We start from the raw sequence: 18,815 nt of genomic DNA on the forward strand, positions 1-18,815 counted from the left end.
AATAATATAAGCATTAAAAACTGGAATAGATAAATGTAGCTGCATCGTATCCTGGTCCCCAAACTCCGCAGGTAACCACAAATATGATCGCTACAATATATATGAGCCATCTAAGCCACAAGCTCTGTGCTACTATCCATTCTCTGATGACAATGCCCTTTTTGCCAAGTACATCGACTATTACCAAAAGAACTAAAGACAAGATAACAAGTCGCACATCCGCTTCAGCCAGGCCAAGTGTAAACATAGTACCATCAGTAAGGCTCCAAAGTGCTACCTTCCACATATGTGTCAGTACATAGATTGCAGTTCCAAAGCTGTCTGCTCTAAAGAATATCCAGCCAATATTAACAAGCATAAACGTTACAAGTATCTTTAAAAGGTGATGAGAAAAACTGTCTCTATCAATCTTAAAGACTTCTACAAGCTTATCTCTTGCAGGTTTAAGGACAATGCCAAGAACCTGGAATACTCCATGAAGAAGTCCCCATACTACAAATGTCCAGGCTGCTCCATGCCAAAGGCCGCTTACAGCAAAAACTATCATAAGGTTGATAAGCTTTCTGACATAGCCTTTTCTGTTTCCGCCAAGAGGAATGTAGAGATAATCTCTAAACCATGAGGATAAAGAGATATGCCATCTACGCCAAAATTCAGCCACTGACTCGGAAAGATATGGCTGAGTAAAGTTGTCCATGATCTTGATACCCATGATACGTGCTGTTCCAATGGCGATACATGAATATCCTGCAAAATCGCAGTAAATCTCAAAAGTATAAAAGATTGTTGCCAGAAAAAGTACTGTACCAGTATATGAAGAAGGTGACTCGTATACTTTATTTACAAGCACCGCTAATCTGTCTGCTATTATGATCTTCTGAAAATATCCCCAAAGCATTAAAAGAAGTCCATCTCTCATAGCTTCATAGGAGAAGTCCTTTGGTTCCTTGAACTGAGGCAGCATATTTCCAGCTCTTTCTATCGGTCCTGAAGTGATCTGTGGAAAGAATGAAATAAAAAGTGCCAGCTGGAGATAGTTCTTTTCAGCAGGGATCTTGCCCCTGTAGCAATCAATGAGATAACCAATACTCTGGAACAGATAAAAAGAAATTCCGGCAGGAAGTATTATATTTACTACCGGCATGGTATCTGAAAGTTTAAAAAGACTTACTATGTTTCCGACTGTTTCAAGTAAAAAGCCTGTGTATTTAAAATATCCTAATAAGCAGACCAAAAGCACTATGCTAAGTACAAGACAAAGCTTTGCTGTTTTAGGTGCCTTTTCGATATTTTTTTCGATAAGAAGTCCTGCACCATAGGTAACAAGCGTGACCGCTATCAAAAATACTAAAAATTTGCCACTTACAACATAGTAAAATGCCATGCTTGCCAAAAGAAGCCAGATATATCTGACTTTCTTCGGAATAATAAAATATATGAATATGGTTCCCATTAGAAAAGCCAGGAACTGAAGTGATACAAACTGCATTTCATTCCTCCATACTAGTTAGTAGATCATCTTTCTTCGTAGCTGTAATTAAAGCTATCGCCTGTGTAGTACTGGTGGGAAGTCACCTCCCCATCTTCAAAGAAGATCAGCTGTACATCTGAATAGGCAAATTCATCAGAATAAAGGTGGTTCGTTTCCTTGTCATCACCAATATTCATGATCCTGTAAAGATCACTTACGCCCTCATATGTGATCACACCATCTGCAGTTTCGATCACCTTTTCTTCATCATCTCCTGCAAACTCTGTGACATTTCCATGGTCTGATACCAGGAAGTACGAAGATTTAGAAGCTATTGCTTCATCTAGCTTTTCTCCTGCTCCAAGGCTCTTTAACTGTCTCATGAGCACATCATCTGCGTAAGCCACAGAGCCGCCTCGTATGCTAAAAGCAAAAGATGTTGAGTCACCGCATAGCTTCAACATGATAAGCTGGGTATGGATATCTGCATTACCAGTAAGAGTATTTCTCTGATTCTCGTAAAACTCATCTGCGCATTTTTGCCAGGTAGCATACTCTGCGTCGCCTCTATGATCAGCAAGGTCGAAGTTCTCTTTTAACCAGTTACCGATATATCTTGTAACCTTGGTAGCTCCTAAGATATTAAGATGACCGGCGTCCATGAAATCAAGTCCGTAATCTACTACATCCGTAATCTCCAGCATATTAAGACATGGAATACCATATTCAGAAGCAATCTGGCTAGCTGTATGAGCTGCAGCCTGATTTTCTGCCATAGCAAGGAAAGGCACTGTGACTATGGCCACCTTAATACCTCTTATCTGGCAGTCATCAATGATCCTTCTAAGGTATGTAGTACCAACTGTCTCTCTGTCAAGAGTTCCTGCGCCATAATCAGTATAAGTAAAGCCATCTGAGTGCATAACATATTTCATTTCTGCACCCATAAGTCTGTTGATATCTGCATTGCCGGTAAGTCTGTTAAAATCGTCTGAATCCAGTTCCTTCCATCTGTCATGATAGATAATGTAGTCGAAAAGGTACGGATATTTCTTGGAATCATCCTGAAACATGTCGTTTATAGCAAGGATCTTGGTCCTTGTAAGTGGAAATCTGTCGATGTTAAGATGGAGCTCATCACTATTAACATTGGCATTTGGATCATCCACATATCTAATGTCATTTTCAAGCATATAGGCATCGATCACTACAAGATCAGGTATGCGTCTCTCAAGAGCAAGTCTGAACTGCCAATAGCTTGATAAAAGGACACTGCCATATCCTCCAAGGTTATAAGCTGTAATGCCCTGCTCATCATAAAGCTGAACAGGATTGATACCATTTATCACATGAGAAGAACCCAAAAAGAACACGTCTACATGCTCTTTTTCAGCCTCCTGAATATACATTTCATTTTTTATGTAGCTGGATTTGCGCTCAACAACAAGCGCCACTGCCATAAAGCAGAATAATAAGATCAGCAAAAAAGCTACTGTCTTTGTAAGTAATAAGAATTTTCTTTTCATACGATCCCCTGAAATAAATTTATCACTTCATTATAGCATAAGTTCAAAGAGTTCCTGGTCAGTCAGGTGCTTTCTGATCCTAAGGATAAGATGAACCTTATTTCCACCTGCGCCCTGCTGATACATCCTCTGCCACTTATAAAAATGTGGTCCATCGCCATGGAATCTGACAAATGACATAAGTCCACAAAGAACATAATATGATTGCCTTATGTCTGCTTCGCAGTCGTTGTTAAAAAAGCCTTTGAATACGCCCTTTTCAGCTTTTCTCATTTCTTCATAGCCTGTTTTAAAGGCTCTTGCTGCAAGGCCCGCTTCATAAAAAGCTCCTAGATAATCAGGCTCTCCCTCTTTATCCTGTCCCTGTGAAATGCAGTCTATTACTTCTCTCTCTGCCGCATTGTCAAACTCAGGCTTCTTTTCTACGAGGCACTTTAATATAGCATCGCATGTATGAAGAGCACCAAGATAGCTATAATAGTGATACTTTACCTGCCAGATAAAGAGGTCTTCAAACCTGTCTTTATCTATTCCTTCAATCCTGTTATCAAGCTCAAGGGACTGATCTAAATACTCTTTGTAGCCGGTTAAAGCCTTTTCAATGATCGGTCTATAATCTAAAATCTGCTCTTTTAAGGTCTTTTTATCTGAAAACCACTTCCACTCATCAGCCGCCTTGGTATTTGCTGGATCTTTTTTGTCAAAAGCTGTTACAAAACCTGTAGTAAGAACCCTTGCTCCATGATTTGTAAACTGCTCTCCTGCGTGGTCGTCTTCATTTGGGCCATAGGACGGGCAATAAGAAGCCCACTTCTTGTAAAGAGCTGCAATTTCTTTAGCATTTTTTTCTTCAAAATAGCTATTGCAGTAATCATCGGTAAAGCTATCTGCAAAAGTCTCAAATCCATTAGTCTCTGGCGCCTTTTTCCACAATCTTGCCAAGAGATCAAGGTAATAAGCATGAGGCTTTATATTTGAGCAGTTTATGATCCAGAAATCATCAGCTTTTTTGTCATATACATTAGAGATCTCTTTTACAACAAAGGCTGGGGAATTTGGTAGCATGGTCATCTGAGCTGCCGCCTGAAGATCATAAAAAGATGCATGGTAATAGATTCCATGTCTGCCACCGGCGTTATCCTCAGGAAGCGCATATATCCTGGGGTTATGATTTCCCTGTCTTCTAGATACCATCTTGCCAAAACCATTGTCAGCCCAGATAAAGATCACATCCTCAGGAATATCAAGAAGTCCCTTTTTGTAAAGCTCCATGGTCTCCCCATAAAGATTGGTACAACAGATAGCTTTATCATCGTACTCTTTTACAAGATCATATTGCTTGCGGATCAGCTTACTCATGAGTTTTCCGCGCTTTTCATCTGTATCATAGGCTGGATCATCAGACCAAAAAGGCCTGTCTCCCTGACCTCTAAAGCCCAGATTCCATATTACCTTTTGATCCTCCTGAGAAATCAGAGCATCTCTCCAAAGCTTTTCAAATAGTTCAGGATACTTGTCATAAGAGGCATCAAGGTCAGGATAAGCCCTTGCAAACATCTTGGCGCCAAGAGGCTCTGCATGGTGATGTGTTACCCAAAGTCCCATTTTAGAAGCAAGCTTGTTATATATATGCGCGTTCTCGTCAGTTCCTGGAATAGTCATATTGCCACCGCATCGAAGAAGGGCTTCAAAAGCCATCTCCCAGGGTTTTTCATTATCCCCATCAACTTTCCAGTCATCAATCAGAACTTCATCATTCACAAACCAGCCTCTAAACCTAACCTCGTAAGGCTCAGATTCATAGTAATAATCATCCGGAATCTCTACTGATTCTTTTTTATGAAACTCCTGCTCACTCCAAAACCAAAACTCATTTACACCAAGGAAATTCTTGCTGACAAAATAGATTCCATAGATAAATCCAAGATCATCTGAAGCAGATATTACAAGAGATCTTAAACCTTCCGTACCTTCTTTTACCCTGATGACAAAGCATTCCTTTTGAATATCTTCTACATGGTTAAAAGAAATAGAAAGGCCCTCTAAGTCTGAATCAGACAGTGTATTTTGAATATCCCTTTTTAAGGCATTTACAGCCATCAAGACTGCCTCTGATAAATGTGATTCCCCTATTATTTTCGAATTACACGTGATCATTCCCCATTTTTCCCTTCAACTAAAATACAACTATTAAAGATAGTATCACAAAAAAAGTGGCTAGAGTATCTATTCTCTAGCCATTTTTGATTTTAATTTATCTTCATACATCAGAGCATCTGCCCTCTTAAATACATCATCCATGGAAATGTCCTTTTTACTGTCAAAAACCGCCATTCCAATAGCAGCTGAATACCTCTCCCATGGGTCTTTACTCTCATCTGCAGAAGTTAATGCAAATGTTGCTTTGATCTTATTTAAAAGCTCATCTCTGGTTTCGTAATCCTTATTTTCCAAAAGAACCACGAACTCATCGCCACCTATTCTAAATACCGGCGAGTGATCATATACAACGCAGATCTCATGGCAAGCGCCAAAGATGTAGTCATTTCCATGCTCATGGCCAAAGCCATCATTGATCTTTTTTAGATTATTAAGATCTACCATCACGATACCAAATCTGGCTTTTCCTTTTATGATATCATCATCAACTCTTTCCTTTGTCTTGTCGTACCAGGCTTTATTCTTTACATGAGTAAGAGCATCCTGGTAAGCCAGCATATCCATGTGATTTACCTTATTTCTCATGTCTTCTACTTTATCTTCTGCATCAAGAACGCTGATAACATATTTTCTCATGTCATCAGTCATCTGTATAACTGCATTTGATAAAGATTCAACTTCATTTTGGGTATGGATTTCTGGAGGATCATACTTTAATTTCTCAGGATCCTTTTGATCATGCGAAGTCTTAGCAAAAGCTACTACGCTCTTTTCAAGCTTACTGATGGGCTCTGTAATGTTTTTGTTGAGCCACATCATAAAGATCGTTATGAACATTATAGCAAGTGCCACAATAAGTATTACGTTTACAGCAGTATGAAGCTTTATGGTATTTCTAAGTTCAGATACTTCTATATCTACGCAAAGAACTGCAAACTTGTTGCCATCTGGATCAATAAGAGATTTAAGCCCTGTATAGTCATATCCCCAGGCACTAAAGTCCTTAAAAAAAGTTATATCTGAGCCATCGTTTTCATTCATAGCATCATAATAAAGCTTTAATTCATCCAGTTCATAATCATCATAGGCTACAGAACACAGATAATATCCATCAGGTTCAAACTCTCTTCCATACTTGGTATCTGCTGATAATATATTTACCATACAGGGTTCGTCGCCCATGATCGGATAAACAATGTAAAGATAGTGAATATCAAAGTCTTCCATTATGCCGTCCATAAAATCCATAAGTTCCTTGTACTTATCGGATTCCACTTCTGTTCTGACACACTCTGAAAGATCCTCGATATCAATATGATTCTCAACGTAATTTATAATGTCTGTCATTCTCTCTTCATATGAGCGATAAAGAGATTTTGTGTATGTACTGTATGTCAAGATACTTAAAATAAGACACAAAAGGACAAAGAATACAAAGCAGCCCCAAAAAATACTTCTTTTTAAAGGTTTGTTGTATATCTTCATCCTTTTTAATCCTCAAATATAGCGTGGTTAACCTATCTTGTTTACATAAGTACACAGATAATTATACTATATTTCAGCAACTTATATTCCGTTTTTTATATAGCTTTTACAAACAATTTATTATTTATCTTAGTCATCAACATCGAAATGCTCTAAGATCTTTTCCTTCTTTGGTGGCTTAACATCTCCATGTTTGACCATCATCATTGTGCAGAATGCGAGGCAGGAAAATACCACTGCATAAGGGAACAAAGTCCTGTAGGAAACATGCTCAAGTAAAAATCCGGATAATATTGGAGTCAGCACCTGGGCTGCCATTGAGAATGTGTAATAAGTTCCTGTATATTTACCGATGTCACCGGCTCTACTCATCTCAACTACCATAGGATAAGAGTTTACGTTTATCGCTGCCCAGCCAATTCCGATGAGAGCAAAAAAGATATTGATAGATGATGAATAAACCGGCATGAGAGCTGCTACTAAGTAGCAGACAGTCATGATCACAACTCCAGCAAGGATAGTCTTTTTTCTACCAACCTTTGATGAAATAAAACCGATAGGAATATAGCTAAGTACTGCGGCAACTGTTGCTATAAGTAAAGTTCCAGCATATCCATCCTGAAGATGCCATACCTCTTCTACATATCTTGTATAGGCTGTTGTTACAGCGTTGTATGCCATATACCAAAAAGCCACAGATAAAAGAAGGAAAACAAGGCTCTTAAATACATCCTTTGGAAGCTTTGCGCCTTTGCCTTTATTTTCTTCCATATCAGATTCTATCTCTTCCCCAAGAGAATGAAGTCCACCCTCTTCCTCTATCTGCTTTTTGATCTTGTTTTCATTTATTGTTGCCACAAGGATAGCAACCGCAAGTAGCATCAAGATCACTATACTGAGCATCAAAGGCAGATAATTTGTATCTGCTTCATTTTCTGCGCTTTTTAAAAGGACCATAGTCATTACAAGGGTAAATACGCCGCCCAATGCTCCCATAAGGTTGATGATGGCGTTACCCTGACTTCGAAGTGGAGCCGGTGTAAGCTCTGGCATAAGTGAAACCGCTGGAGACCTGTAGGTTCCCATAGCAATCAAAAGCACCAGCAAAATGACAACGAAAAATGGAAGATTGCCTGATGGCTTTGCCACCAGGATCAGCACTGACAAAGCAGTTACTGCTACTATTGTTCCAACTACGATGTATGGAGTTCTTTTACCAAATCTGCTATCAGTCTTGTCTGACAGAACTCCAAATATAGGTAAAAGAAACAGCGCCAATATATTATCAAATGCCATGATAAAGCCTGTTGCTGTCTCACCAAGATTGAAGTTGTACTTAAGTATTCTTGGAATCTCGTTGTCGTAGAACTGCCAAAATGCGCAGATTGACAAAAAGGCAAGTCCTATCAAAATTGTGCGCTTATAATTTAGTTTCATTTCCCCATTCTCCCAACATTTTCTTTTTAGTGTTTTTTCATTCTAAAGTCTTTGTGACCATCCGCAAACCACATATTCTTGGCTCTATATGGATTGGTCTCTTTGCCAGCATTTGTGGCAGGTGTCGTAAAGTATACAGTTCCCACAGCTGTATCATCTACTTTAGTGAACACATCATCCCAGGTATTCATGGACATGTTGTTACATATAATGTACTTGTTGGAATCCATGGTGATCCTTCCACGTTTCTTTTCCCAAAGGTCAGTACATTCATGCAGCCAATAGCCGCCTCTTGTCAGTGAAGCTGTAACTGTATAACTTCCGCCTTCTGTAAGCTGCTTTTTGATGGCACTTACTATTCCTGCAAAAAGGATCATTCCAGGAATGTAATCAAGCGGTACACCGTTTAGATTAACAGGTTTTTTTAGTGAACCATTTCTGATGCTAAGACCAGTGATATCCTCTGCACATGGTGCCCATCCTGGTCTTGTAGCCCATACTGTATCTGAAAAGCACATGAGACTTCCATATATGACATTAGGATTTAACTTATGGATATCCTTTTCTGAAAGTCCGAATTTATCAAGGGCTCCCCTCTGATAAGAACAAACGACAACGTCAGCTTTCTTTACCAGCTCTTTTGCCTTCTTTAGCTGTTCCGGAACATTGAAGTCGAGTTGGACACTGTTCTTACCAGCCCAGCCATCAAGCTCAAGCATTGCCTGCTCCTGTTCAACATATCTGCCCCTTCTTACCATGAGCACATCTGCGCCAGCTTCAGCTAAAAGCCTAGTACAAGCAGGCCCTGCAATGATATGTGTAAGGTCAAGAACTTTAAGTCCTGAAAGAGGTCCTCTCTTTTTTTCATATATGCCATACTTCTTTTTGGAAGTATTACTGATCCTTGTGAGCCTATATAGCGGCATTTCGCACACTGCCTTGCCAACTTCAGACTCTTCCCACTCCTGTCTTGTCCTTAGCATACAGCCGCAGGCACCGTTTTCAAAGGTCTTTTCCTCAAGATCAAGAGCATCAAATTTCCTGACTGCCCTGCGGGTCCTTATCTTATCAAATAAAAGTGAGCCAAAAACAAACTTCTCAGGGTCTTTCTTGATACCTAAAGTCTCCAGCATTATTTTCTTTTGGGATTCATAATAGACATGAGCAGAGAACTTTCTGCCATCTTTGGTCTTATACTTATAAAAAGAGCCATTTAAAGCATTATCAACTCTCATAGCAGAGTTATATCTTGCCTTTACAAACTCTCTGTTTCCTGAATATGAGCTCATATAAAGTCTTACGACCTGAAGACCAGCCATATCAACATCACAGATTATAGGCAGGTTTTCTTTTGAACCGCCTCTGATATTGGCAATATCCTGCAAAAGAGCCTGATCAAGCGCAAGGATAGCCGCAGCGGGACCAGTCTGAAGAACCTTTTCATCTTCATAGAGCTTTTTTACCGCTTTTTTTCGGAGTGATAATAAAACCGGCTTTAACACACCTGGAAATGGATTGTGAGTGCGACATGCTTTTTGAATCTGCTTTTGTCTGGAATCAGACAGATTAAAGATAACTTTTGAATCAACTTCTACATCGAGCCTGTCAAGAAGATCTGCATAGCACATTATTGCCTGAAGAGCCTTCTTCCCCATAACTTTACTCATGCATTTACCCCTTCATAAGTGATTGATTATTAGATATCCTTTTTATATTATACCATCTCATCATCTATAAAAAAACACAATGTAATAGGCGGGCATCCATTGTTTCAATGAACACCCGCCCTCAATTCTGCTTTTCCAAGGGTAGTTTCCTCTTCTTTCTGCATTCTTTTAATGCTTTATATTTTAAATCACATCCTTTAGCGACTCCTTGACATCCCTAGGCTAATGTGAAGCATCGCCACCGTCGCTGTTGATGTCAGTCGCCTCGATAACCGTTGCTCGTCTTTGATGAAGCGTAGCCATCTCGACTGCTTTGGTTTTTCTTCTGTGTGATTGTATATATAATATAACATGTACGATAAAGTTTGTCAACAACTTGAAAGAATTATTTTTATTTTCAGACAATTCAGACAATTCCTGTATTTATGGGAATCAAATTTCCATACAATTCTATTTGCTACAAAAGTAATTATAATGTATGATATTTTTTGAAGATTTATTTAAATAAAGGGGTTTTATTATGAGCGAATATATTATCAGTTGCTGTTCTACAGCAGACTTAACAGCTGAGCATTTTACAGAAAGAGATATCCACTATATTTGCTTTCATTTTGAACTTGACGGCAAGGAATATCCTGATGATCTAGGACAGTCTATCTCTTTTGAAGATTTCTACGGTCAGATGGCTAAAGGAGCCATGACCAGAACATCTCAGGTTGGCGTCGGTGAATATGTTGAATATTTTGAATCCTTCCTCAAAGAAGGAAAAGATGTGCTTCATCTTACACTTAGTTCCGGAATCTCTGGAACACTTAACTCTGCTACTATCGCAAGAGATCAGCTCAAAGAAAAGTATCCGGAAAGAAAGCTTTATGTAGTTGATTCACTTGCAGCTTCTTCTGGCTTTGGTCTTCTCACAAATAAGCTTGCTGATCTTCGTGATCAGGGAATGGGCATCGATGAGTTATATGAATGGGTCATCGAGCACAGACTTGAGTGCCAGCACTGGTTCTTTGTATCAGATCTTAGCTATCTCGTTAGAGGCGGCCGTGTATCAAAGGTTGCAGGCACAATCGGAAGCGTCCTTAACATCTGCCCTCTTATGAACGTAGATTATCAGGGACACCTCATTGTAAGATCTAAAGTAAGAGGTAAATCAGCCGTTATGAAGGCTCAGGTTCAAAAAATGATCGAGCTTGCTGAAAATGGTGCAGACTATGATGGAGATTGCTACATTTCTAATTCAGCTTGCTATGAAGATGCCAGAAAAGTTGCCGATATGGTTGAAGAAGCTTTCCCTAAGCTTAAGGGTAAGGTCAAGATATATAGCATCGGTACTACTATTGGTAGTCATACAGGCCCAGGAACAGTTGCATTATTCTTCTGGGGAAATAAAAGACTTGATTGATCCAATATTTTAAGCAAACAAAAAACCGCCAAAATGGCGGTTTTTTTATTCTGCTAAAAGCAGGTTATGTGTATCATAATCCTTGATCAGATTAGTGATCTTCTTGTCATCTCCGATCACTGTAACATCAAGTGGTCTGTAAAGATTAAGTGATAAAAGACCAACTATTGATTTGCCATCAATGAAGCTGTGTCCGTCCTGAACATCTATCTCACACGAAGATTTTGAATTCATGTTGATAAACTGAACAATCTGAGACTTGCAGCCCAGTGAAACCTTAACATCTTTTTTCATAATTTTCCCCTCTTTTCATAACTCGCAGACTCTCAAAAGAAACAACAGAATAAATGATATCACTTTGTGAACAAATTGTGAACGGGGATATTATAAATTTTCTATTAAGTTTTTATAATAAAATTACGAATAAAACTTCTTTTCAAGTCGCTTATCGAAGTCATCCTTAGGCATTGGGTTATCATAAAGGAATCCCTGAACAACATGGCATCCGACATGCATAAGAAGCTCAGACTGATCTTCTCTTTCAACACCTTCTGCAATTACATCGATATCAAGTTCCTTGGCCATGCTTATGATGTTCCTAAGAACTATTTCATCATTTTTGGTAAGAGTCTCACTTGTAATAAAGGATCTGTCTATCTTTATAGTCTTTACAGGGAAATCTCTAAGGGTAGAAAGAGATGAATAACCTGTTCCAAAATCATCAATGGAGGTTGCGATATCCATTTCCCTAAGTTTGTTTAGAAATGCTGTCATAAGCGTTCTCTCATCTTCGCTAGAAGTCTCTGTAACTTCTATCTCAATGAACTTGTGCTCAATACCTGCTTCATCTATGATATTTCCAATTTCTTTAGCCAAGTGCTTGTAACTTAAATCTCTTCTTGAGAAATTAACTGATACAGGAACAGGGATCATTCCCTTATCCATCCAGTCTTTAATAAAAGAGCAGGCCTTCTTTAAAACATAAAGATCAAGAGAAGCTACCATTCCCTCCTGCTCAAGGATTGGCACAAACTCTGTAGGATAAAGCACTACGCCGTTGCAGAACCATCTAGAAAGAGCCTCTGCACCAATTATCTCACCAGTTATCGTGTCTACCTTTGGCTGAAGATAAATTCTAAACTCATCATTTGAAAGAGCTTCTTCATATCTATCCTCAATTTGCTTTTGTCTGTATATTCTGGTACTCATAGCCTTATTAACAAATACATAAGGCTTATTAGCAACGTTTTTAGCATAACTGCAAGCCATTGTTGACCTTGAAATAAGCTGTCCCGGCTCTTTTAATGATTCATCTACAGCATATACGCCTATAACTGCTGCAATGTTAAAGTCTTCTCTCTTCTCATTTTTGATTCCGTAAACAGGAACGCATAATAGAAAGTTCAAAAAATCTTTTGTTCTTTCTTTTTTAATAAGGGCAGCAAAATTATCACCACCAAAATGAGATATTATCTCGTCTTTCTGGCAGAATTCTCTGAGCTTTGCGGCGTATCTTTTCATGATCTGATCACCTTCAGCAAGTCCATACCTTCTGCTGATAAGACCATAGCTCTTTAAATTAAACGCAAAGGAATCGTACTCATAAATAGCGCCACTCTCCATTTTGGAAACAGCAAATTGAATAAAACCTCCTGAATTAGGAAGCCCTGTAAGATACTGAGTAAGCGCGCTCTTTTCCACTATCTTGGACAACAGGAAGCGCTCCATGTGAAATGACAATATATCTATGACAACTGCAAAGCTTTTGTACTCTTCTTCACTCCAGGATTTGTCACCATAAAGATAAATATTATAAGAAATGTTCTTCTTATCTCCTATTGGATGCTTGAACAGGTACGCTGGAACTTCCTTTTCAGGAACAGGTCCAAAAAGAGATATGACCGTATCCGGCTCTCCTGCATTATCTGAACCTGGTGCACTAGAAACAATCGCAACAATTGAACGAAGTGAAAAATCCTTGGCGATATCTGAAAGCGCTCCAGGAGAGATTTCAGGTGTCACATTTTCTTCAGATAAAATCTGCACAAAATTTTCAAAGCTTTTTTCAAATGTCATAAGATCTCTCTCCCTTTACATAAAATCATAAGAATACAATATAATCTTATTAAAAAACCAACTATTTTTCAACAATATTAGAAATGGTTACCATTCACAGTTTTGGGGAAACCGTGACTTTTATTTAGAAATTTTAGGCATTGAAAAAGGCTGTATCAAATTGATACAGCCTTCAATCTCATAAAAAAATTACTTCTTGTTTACAAGATCCTTAAGTGCCTTACCAGCCTTGAACTTAGGTGCTACAGATGCAGGAATCTTGATTGCAGCGCCAGTCTGAGGATTCTTACCTGTTCTAGCAGCTCTCTTTGTTGTCTCGAATGTACCGAAACCAACAAGCTGAACCTTTCCCTTCTTCTTAAGCTCCTTAGTTACTGTCTCTGTGAAAGCATTAAGTGCTGCAGCAGCGTCCTTCTTTGAAAGTCCTGCCTCCTTAGCGATTGCATCGATAAGTTCTGTCTTGTTCATGTAATTTTCCCTCCAAAAAGAAATATTTTATTACAAAGCCCATTTTACCACGTTTTTTTACACATAACAACACTAAAACGCAGAAAAATGGCGGATTTTTTTCAAAATCCGCCATTTTTTACTAGACTTTTCCTAATTTTCACCTTATAAGATATCCTGGAAACCAGGTCTATACAAATGTCTAGGAATACCATCTACCATAATTGGGCCAACATCGCCCTGAATAAGAGGTCTTACATATGTAATAAACTCATTTGTTACATATGTGCCGTCTTTACTGATCCACTCTCTTGGTACAGTACGTTCATCATTAGCGATCTTGTGAACATCCTTAACCTCTGTACCTGCCTGATAAGGATCATCTGAAAGTCTCTCAAGTACAACCATCTTGCCGCTATCGCCTTCATCTGCGGCCTTCATAGCTGCACCACCAACCTCATAAGCTTCAAGGATATCAACACGTGATGCGCAGTGGCTGGCAGCTCTCTGAAGAGTTGAAAGCTCGATTGCACGTGTCTTGCATCCGCATTCTGCAGAAACAATGTTGCAGAGGTATCTTGCTGTACCTGTAAGCTGCTTGTGACCAAAAGCATCAACATACTCTACTGATTTATCCATATCGCTTACATACTTACCATCTTTAGTTCTGATACCTTCTGAAACTGCTATAACTATAGATGCCTTGGTCTTAAGAAGAGCTTTGATCTTCTTAATGAATGCATCCATATCAAATGGAATCTCAGGAAGATAGATTGCATCTGGTCCATCACAGTCCTCGCCCTTGGCAAGTGCTGTAGCACCAGTAAGCCATCCAGCATTTCTTCCCATTACTTCCACAATAATAACCTGTCCGTGACTGGTTTCAAGAGACCAGCTGTCTCTTATTATCTCTTTTACTGAAGTACCGATGTACTTGGCTGCTGAACCATAGCCAGGAGTGTGATCGGTAAGTGCCAGATCATTATCGATTGTCTTAGGACATCCAACAAATCGAATGTCTGAACCTGAAATGATCGCATAATCTGACAACTTCTTAATGGTATCCATAGAGTCATTACCACCAATGTAGATAAAGCAATCGATCTCAAGCTTTGCGAGAATATCAAAGATCTTCTCATAAATTTCTTTACTCTCAAATATTTCGGGAAGCTTGTACCTGCATGAACCAAGATAAGCTGAAGGTGTTCTCTTAAGAAGCTCGATATCAAGTCCGCTCTGAATGTGATCAGAAAGATCTACATATCTCCCTTCCATGAGACCCTGGACACCATGGATCATTCCGTAAACCTTATTGTATCCACGGTCAATTGCGGTTCTATAAACTCCGGCAAGTGAAGAGTTGATAGCCGCTGTAGGTCCCCCCGACTGTCCAACAATTACGTTTCGTTTCTTTTTCTGTACCATTTCTCCTGTCCCCTTTCATGAGATGTCTTATCCCCTATTATATGCGAAAAAACGTACACTGTCACTATTATTTCAGTGTTATCTCAACGCATAATGGATTGTGGTCAGAGTACACAAAATCTGTACTTATCGTATTAATATCGTGAACCTCAATGTTGTCAGAAATAATAAAACCATCTATAACGTAATATTGAAAATTTTCCGGATCTTTATTTTGAACTGAAACAAATGGTGCATCCAAAGATCTGCATGTAGGAATACTTGCATCTGTCATGAAGCTGAATCTGTCATCAAATTCATTAATATCAATGACTCCTGCTTGCCAGGTTTTCTCGTGAAGTGGATATGCACTTAGATCCGTATTTGAAAATACCTGATTAAAATCGCCTCCTGCTATTACATAATTTCCTTTATCAAGTTCAGATTCCAAAAGATCTTTTAAGACCTTTGTCTGCTGTATCCTACCTTTGCCATCATCATAGGCATCAAGGTGAAGGTTAATAAGAACAAGCTCTTTGTCAGAATTATTGATAGGAAGTCTTGATACTTCCAAGCATCTTTTCAGGTTGATGGTTCTAAGTGGCCAGCTAAAGGGACAAGGAAGCTTAACTCTTGTACACTCAGAAACATCATACTTACTAAACAGGCCTATTCCTGCATTAACCTTTCCTATTGGTGGAACTGGCAAAGGAATATAAGATACTACATAATTATAGGCAAAAGCTCTTTCATTACTAACTGCGTCTATATCTGCAAACTGTCTGATATATTCAAACTCATCAAAATAGTGGGATCTTGTAGAATACCTGTCTACCTCCTGAAGCATCAAAATGTCTGGCTTTTGTGCATTTATAACTTTGATCATACCATTTAAGTTATATTCAACTCTTCCCTCGTCAGCGGTATTGACCATCCTGCCGCCATCCATGAAAAAGTCTGCGTTGTCTCCGAGAGCTCCATAACCGATATTCCAGGTCATTATGACTAAATTTTCTCCAATTGAAAGAGTCTCACCCTCTTCCCCGTTGACCATAAGATACTCAAGATCCTGTGGCTCATACTCATCAATTGATAAAAAACCCAGAATAGTTCCCAATATAAGGACTAACAAAAAAACGCCTATGCCAGCGCACTTTACAAATCTCTTCATAAAAACCTTTCCGTTTTGATTTTAGACAATAAAAGCACCTGCTGGTAAAAGCAGATGCTTTTTTGACTATATCTTAAAAATCTTCCTCGAGAGCAAGCTTTCTCCCGTGGGATTTGCCAATGCCGTAAGCAATTGAGGCGATAACGATCACACTAACTGCTGCAACGGCGCAGCCAATTAAAAGCTTCTTCTGATCATCATCGAAGCCCTCCCAGATTTCAAGTCCTTTATCTATCTTATCTTTTGCAAAGCTGATTGCTGCATCTAAAAATTCTGTCATAGCACCCCTCCTATAGACACGAATATTTTGTGCTCATTACACTATATATTGTACCTCTTAGCCTTTCTTTCCTCAAGTTTTTTTAGTATGAAATCCTTCCATACAAAATCGAAAATAGCAGCAAATGGAATAGCCAGAAGGATTCCTACTACGCCAAAGAGTCTTCCACCAAGGATGATAGAGATAAGTATCATAAGTGGCGACACTCCAAGACTCTCTCCGAATAATCTTGGTTTTAATATATATCCATCAACTGTCTGAAGGATAATGGTAAATATAAGGAACCATAAAGCGTACCATGGATTAACCAGTACAAGGATGAAACCACCGATAACAGCTCCTACTATTGGACCAAAAGTTGGTGCAAGGTTTGTTATTCCAACGATAACAGAAATAAGCACCGCATAAGGAAGTCCTGCGATCAACATGTAGATTGCATTTACTATACCAACGATAACACCATCGATAATATCAAAGCTGATGTATCTGATAAGGATCTTGTTGCATTTATCCAAAAACTCTCCAGAGCTTTTATAGGTCTTTTCCTTGAGGATAAGTTCCATAAGTCTTGAAATACCATTGATGATCCTTCTTTTGTCCAGCAAAAGATATATTGCAAGGATAAAGGAAATGACTATATCAAATACGTTCTTTCCAGCACTAACAGAGCTGTTGACGATGCCCTCCATATTGTCAGTAAACAGACTGCCGATGTTTTCCAGCACTTTGTTTACAATATTTGCAAGACCGCTGAACTCAGAGCTTAAGATACCGTTTGCGTGAGCTTTCTCAAACTGGTCAATGAGCTCTTGTGAAGATTCAACATAGCTTCCGATGTTTGAAGCAAAGGTTGTGATACTATCGACTATCTGAGGTATAAGTGCGACAAACAAAAGTACAACAGCTGCGATTATTACTATGATAGCTGTCGCAACAGACATCTTCCATCTTGTCTTTTCATTCTTTAGCTTCTTGTATATAGAAGTTTCAAAGAGCTTGGATAACGGATCAAAGATATAGGCAATAACACAGCCTACTACTACAGGCTTAATAAATCCAAATATACTATTTATCCCATCCAGGATCACTGAAAAATGTGAAAGCAACATGTACAGCACAACTGCTGAGCAAGTTGCGATCGTATAAGAAACCCATTTCTTTTTGAACCACTTAGTGTTAAACTTCATAATCCCTCCGACCGAATTCATCAAAAAATCTGTTGATAAAAGCTCCTATAAAGAAAATATAGAAACAAAAATATAGCCAAAACATCATGATAACCGGAGTTGCAAGGCTACCATAAAGTGAGTAGTTATCAGTCTTATTGACATAAATTGAAAAGATCCAGGAAAACACGTACCAGACAACCGCTGAAAAGATCGCACCAGGAAGCTGATGAACAAACTTTATCTTGGCACTTGGTACATAAGTATATATTAACGCAAATAACATAATCGCAATACCTATAACTAACACAAATCTAAAATTGATCAAAAAAGACATCACATAGCTAAAGGTTGGAGATGCACTTACTATGAGATCTTCCAGAATATTTCCAAATACCATGAGGATTAGCATAGTCACCAGAATAACTGCCATAGCAACAGTATAAAGAGCTGCAATAAGCCTTAAATAAAAATAATTTCTGCGCTCATTTACATCATAGATACAGTTAAGTCCTCTTATAAGCGCCAGCATTCCAAGAGATCCTGACCAGAGTGCGATGATAGCTGTAAGAGAAAGGATGGCTGTACCCTGATTGTATGTCTCATCAACAAGCCTTATCAAAATGTCATTGGCAAAATCAGGCGTTACCTCTACTACAGCCCTTACCAGGTCATTTTCCGTCAGATTCGTATAAGGCAAGATCGATGTAAACAATAAAAGCAGTGGAATAAGTGAAAGGATAAAGAAAAAAGCTGTACTACTTGCAAAGGCTGGAATATTCTTTTTTTGCATTTTTTCAGAAAAATCTTTGCCCATTGCAAAGAGCGCAGCTAAAGCATTCATATTGCCCCCTAAAATGGAAAAAGCAGCCATGATCAAATGACTGCTTTTATTTCCTAAAATAACCCCAAAATGCCGGTTCCTGTTATTTGACTCCTAGCTATCGCCAGGTGGGTTACCGCAACTATAATCTCTGCCTCCCTCTCCCATAGCTGGTCTGCGCATGCGCAGGGCCGAAGGTGTGACATCAAAGATAGCAATGTAGGATTCCCGTTTAAAGTAACTGTAGGTTCAAATTACGCAGGAGTTGTCGGACATCCCAGGAGAAATACATTA

General features: G+C 38.9%; 15 protein-coding genes and 1 other RNA gene. 1 reads left to right on the forward strand and 15 read right to left on the reverse strand.

What is annotated here, in order from left to right:
* Nucleotides 1-13: 13 nt before the first annotated feature.
* From bhn_RS08540 to bhn_RS08565, 6 genes are all read right to left on the reverse strand, one after another.
* Entirely contained in the window at nucleotides 14-1,489 is a 1,476-nt protein-coding gene (locus bhn_RS08540; RefSeq protein WP_071176300.1) for an MBOAT family O-acyltransferase, read from the reverse strand.
* 26 nt (nucleotides 1,490-1,515) lie between these two features.
* A complete protein-coding gene (locus bhn_RS08545; protein WP_071176301.1) occupies nucleotides 1,516-2,997 on the reverse strand; it encodes a hypothetical protein in 1,482 nt (493 codons plus the stop codon).
* Between the two features lie 30 nt (nucleotides 2,998-3,027).
* Entirely contained in the window at nucleotides 3,028-5,097 is a 2,070-nt protein-coding gene (locus tag bhn_RS08550; protein ID WP_236845899.1) for a glycosyl hydrolase 115 family protein, read from the reverse strand.
* Between the two features lie 126 nt (nucleotides 5,098-5,223).
* Entirely contained in the window at nucleotides 5,224-6,504 is a 1,281-nt protein-coding gene (locus tag bhn_RS08555) for a sensor domain-containing diguanylate cyclase (RefSeq protein ID WP_161487313.1), read from the reverse strand.
* 267 nt (nucleotides 6,505-6,771) lie between these two features.
* Complete coding sequence (locus tag bhn_RS08560) at nucleotides 6,772-8,079, reverse strand: MFS transporter (RefSeq protein ID WP_071176304.1); 1,308 nt, start codon at nucleotides 8,077-8,079, stop codon at nucleotides 6,772-6,774.
* Between the two features lie 26 nt (nucleotides 8,080-8,105).
* Nucleotides 8,106-9,746 carry a CoA transferase gene (locus bhn_RS08565; RefSeq protein ID WP_071176305.1) on the reverse strand — a complete coding sequence of 547 codons (1,641 nt, stop codon included), beginning with the start codon at nucleotides 9,744-9,746 and terminating at the stop codon, nucleotides 8,106-8,108.
* Nucleotides 9,747-10,266: 520 nt separating this feature from the next.
* On the opposite strand from bhn_RS08565, the gene bhn_RS08570 reads away from it, so the two are divergent.
* Nucleotides 10,267-11,154 (forward strand): DegV family protein, encoded by an 888-nt coding sequence (locus tag bhn_RS08570; RefSeq protein ID WP_071176306.1) that lies wholly within the window; start codon nucleotides 10,267-10,269, stop codon nucleotides 11,152-11,154.
* Nucleotides 11,155-11,199: 45 nt separating this feature from the next.
* Here the strand turns inward: bhn_RS08570 and bhn_RS08575 are convergent, their stop codons facing one another.
* From bhn_RS08575 to ssrS, 9 genes are all read right to left on the reverse strand, one after another.
* Nucleotides 11,200-11,448, reverse strand: coding sequence for an HPr family phosphocarrier protein (locus tag bhn_RS08575; RefSeq protein WP_071176307.1), 249 nt, complete (start codon nucleotides 11,446-11,448; stop codon nucleotides 11,200-11,202).
* A 123-nt stretch (nucleotides 11,449-11,571) separates the two neighbouring features.
* Nucleotides 11,572-13,230 (reverse strand): putative bifunctional diguanylate cyclase/phosphodiesterase, encoded by a 1,659-nt coding sequence (locus bhn_RS08580; protein ID WP_071176308.1) that lies wholly within the window; start codon nucleotides 13,228-13,230, stop codon nucleotides 11,572-11,574.
* Nucleotides 13,231-13,419: 189 nt separating this feature from the next.
* Nucleotides 13,420-13,698 (reverse strand): HU family DNA-binding protein, encoded by a 279-nt coding sequence (locus bhn_RS08585; RefSeq protein WP_071176309.1) that lies wholly within the window; start codon nucleotides 13,696-13,698, stop codon nucleotides 13,420-13,422.
* Nucleotides 13,699-13,842: 144 nt separating this feature from the next.
* On the reverse strand, nucleotides 13,843-15,102 hold the full coding sequence (locus bhn_RS08590; RefSeq protein WP_071176310.1) for a 6-phosphofructokinase: 1,260 nt from the start codon (nucleotides 15,100-15,102) through the stop codon (nucleotides 13,843-13,845).
* A 67-nt stretch (nucleotides 15,103-15,169) separates the two neighbouring features.
* Nucleotides 15,170-16,252 carry an endonuclease/exonuclease/phosphatase family protein gene (locus bhn_RS08595; RefSeq protein ID WP_071176311.1) on the reverse strand — a complete coding sequence of 361 codons (1,083 nt, stop codon included), beginning with the start codon at nucleotides 16,250-16,252 and terminating at the stop codon, nucleotides 15,170-15,172.
* Nucleotides 16,253-16,325: 73 nt separating this feature from the next.
* A complete protein-coding gene (locus bhn_RS08600; protein WP_071176312.1) occupies nucleotides 16,326-16,532 on the reverse strand; it encodes a hypothetical protein in 207 nt (68 codons plus the stop codon).
* A 41-nt stretch (nucleotides 16,533-16,573) separates the two neighbouring features.
* Complete coding sequence (locus tag bhn_RS08605; RefSeq protein WP_071176313.1) at nucleotides 16,574-17,719, reverse strand: AI-2E family transporter; 1,146 nt, start codon at nucleotides 17,717-17,719, stop codon at nucleotides 16,574-16,576.
* Nucleotides 17,709-18,542, reverse strand: coding sequence for a YihY/virulence factor BrkB family protein (locus tag bhn_RS08610; protein WP_236845900.1), 834 nt, complete (start codon nucleotides 18,540-18,542; stop codon nucleotides 17,709-17,711). Before bhn_RS08610 ends, bhn_RS08605 begins: the two co-directional genes overlap by 11 nt.
* Before the next feature lie 57 nt (nucleotides 18,543-18,599).
* Nucleotides 18,600-18,808, reverse strand: a non-coding RNA gene (ssrS, locus tag bhn_RS08615) — 6S RNA.
* Nucleotides 18,809-18,815: the final 7 nt, after the last annotated feature.

This window comes from Butyrivibrio hungatei, assembly GCF_001858005.1.
In the GTDB taxonomy this organism is placed as follows: domain Bacteria; phylum Bacillota; class Clostridia; order Lachnospirales; family Lachnospiraceae; genus Butyrivibrio; species Butyrivibrio hungatei.

Excerpts from the sequence above, each read along its gene's own strand:
- bhn_RS08540 (WP_071176300.1), bottom strand. The coding sequence starts at position 1,489 with ATGCAGTTTGTATCACTTCAGTTCCTGGCTTTTCTAATGGGAACCATA.
- bhn_RS08545 (WP_071176301.1), bottom strand. The coding sequence starts at position 2,997 with ATGAAAAGAAAATTCTTATTACTTACAAAGACAGTAGCTTTTTTGCTG.
- bhn_RS08550 (WP_236845899.1), bottom strand. The coding sequence starts at position 5,097 with ATGGCTGTAAATGCCTTAAAAAGGGATATTCAAAATACACTGTCTGAT.
- bhn_RS08555 (WP_161487313.1), bottom strand. The coding sequence starts at position 6,504 with ATGACAGACATTATAAATTACGTTGAGAATCATATTGATATCGAGGAT.
- bhn_RS08560 (WP_071176304.1), bottom strand. The coding sequence starts at position 8,079 with ATGAAACTAAATTATAAGCGCACAATTTTGATAGGACTTGCCTTTTTG.
- bhn_RS08565 (WP_071176305.1), bottom strand. The coding sequence starts at position 9,746 with ATGAGTAAAGTTATGGGGAAGAAGGCTCTTCAGGCAATAATGTGCTAT.
- bhn_RS08570 (WP_071176306.1), top strand. The coding sequence starts at position 10,267 with ATGAGCGAATATATTATCAGTTGCTGTTCTACAGCAGACTTAACAGCT.
- bhn_RS08575 (WP_071176307.1), bottom strand. The coding sequence starts at position 11,448 with ATGAAAAAAGATGTTAAGGTTTCACTGGGCTGCAAGTCTCAGATTGTT.
- bhn_RS08580 (WP_071176308.1), bottom strand. The coding sequence starts at position 13,230 with ATGACATTTGAAAAAAGCTTTGAAAATTTTGTGCAGATTTTATCTGAA.
- bhn_RS08585 (WP_071176309.1), bottom strand. The coding sequence starts at position 13,698 with ATGAACAAGACAGAACTTATCGATGCAATCGCTAAGGAGGCAGGACTT.
- bhn_RS08590 (WP_071176310.1), bottom strand. The coding sequence starts at position 15,102 with ATGGTACAGAAAAAGAAACGAAACGTAATTGTTGGACAGTCGGGGGGA.
- bhn_RS08595 (WP_071176311.1), bottom strand. The coding sequence starts at position 16,252 with ATGAAGAGATTTGTAAAGTGCGCTGGCATAGGCGTTTTTTTGTTAGTC.
- bhn_RS08600 (WP_071176312.1), bottom strand. The coding sequence starts at position 16,532 with ATGACAGAATTTTTAGATGCAGCAATCAGCTTTGCAAAAGATAAGATA.
- bhn_RS08605 (WP_071176313.1), bottom strand. The coding sequence starts at position 17,719 with ATGAAGTTTAACACTAAGTGGTTCAAAAAGAAATGGGTTTCTTATACG.
- bhn_RS08610 (WP_236845900.1), bottom strand. The coding sequence starts at position 18,542 with ATGAATGCTTTAGCTGCGCTCTTTGCAATGGGCAAAGATTTTTCTGAA.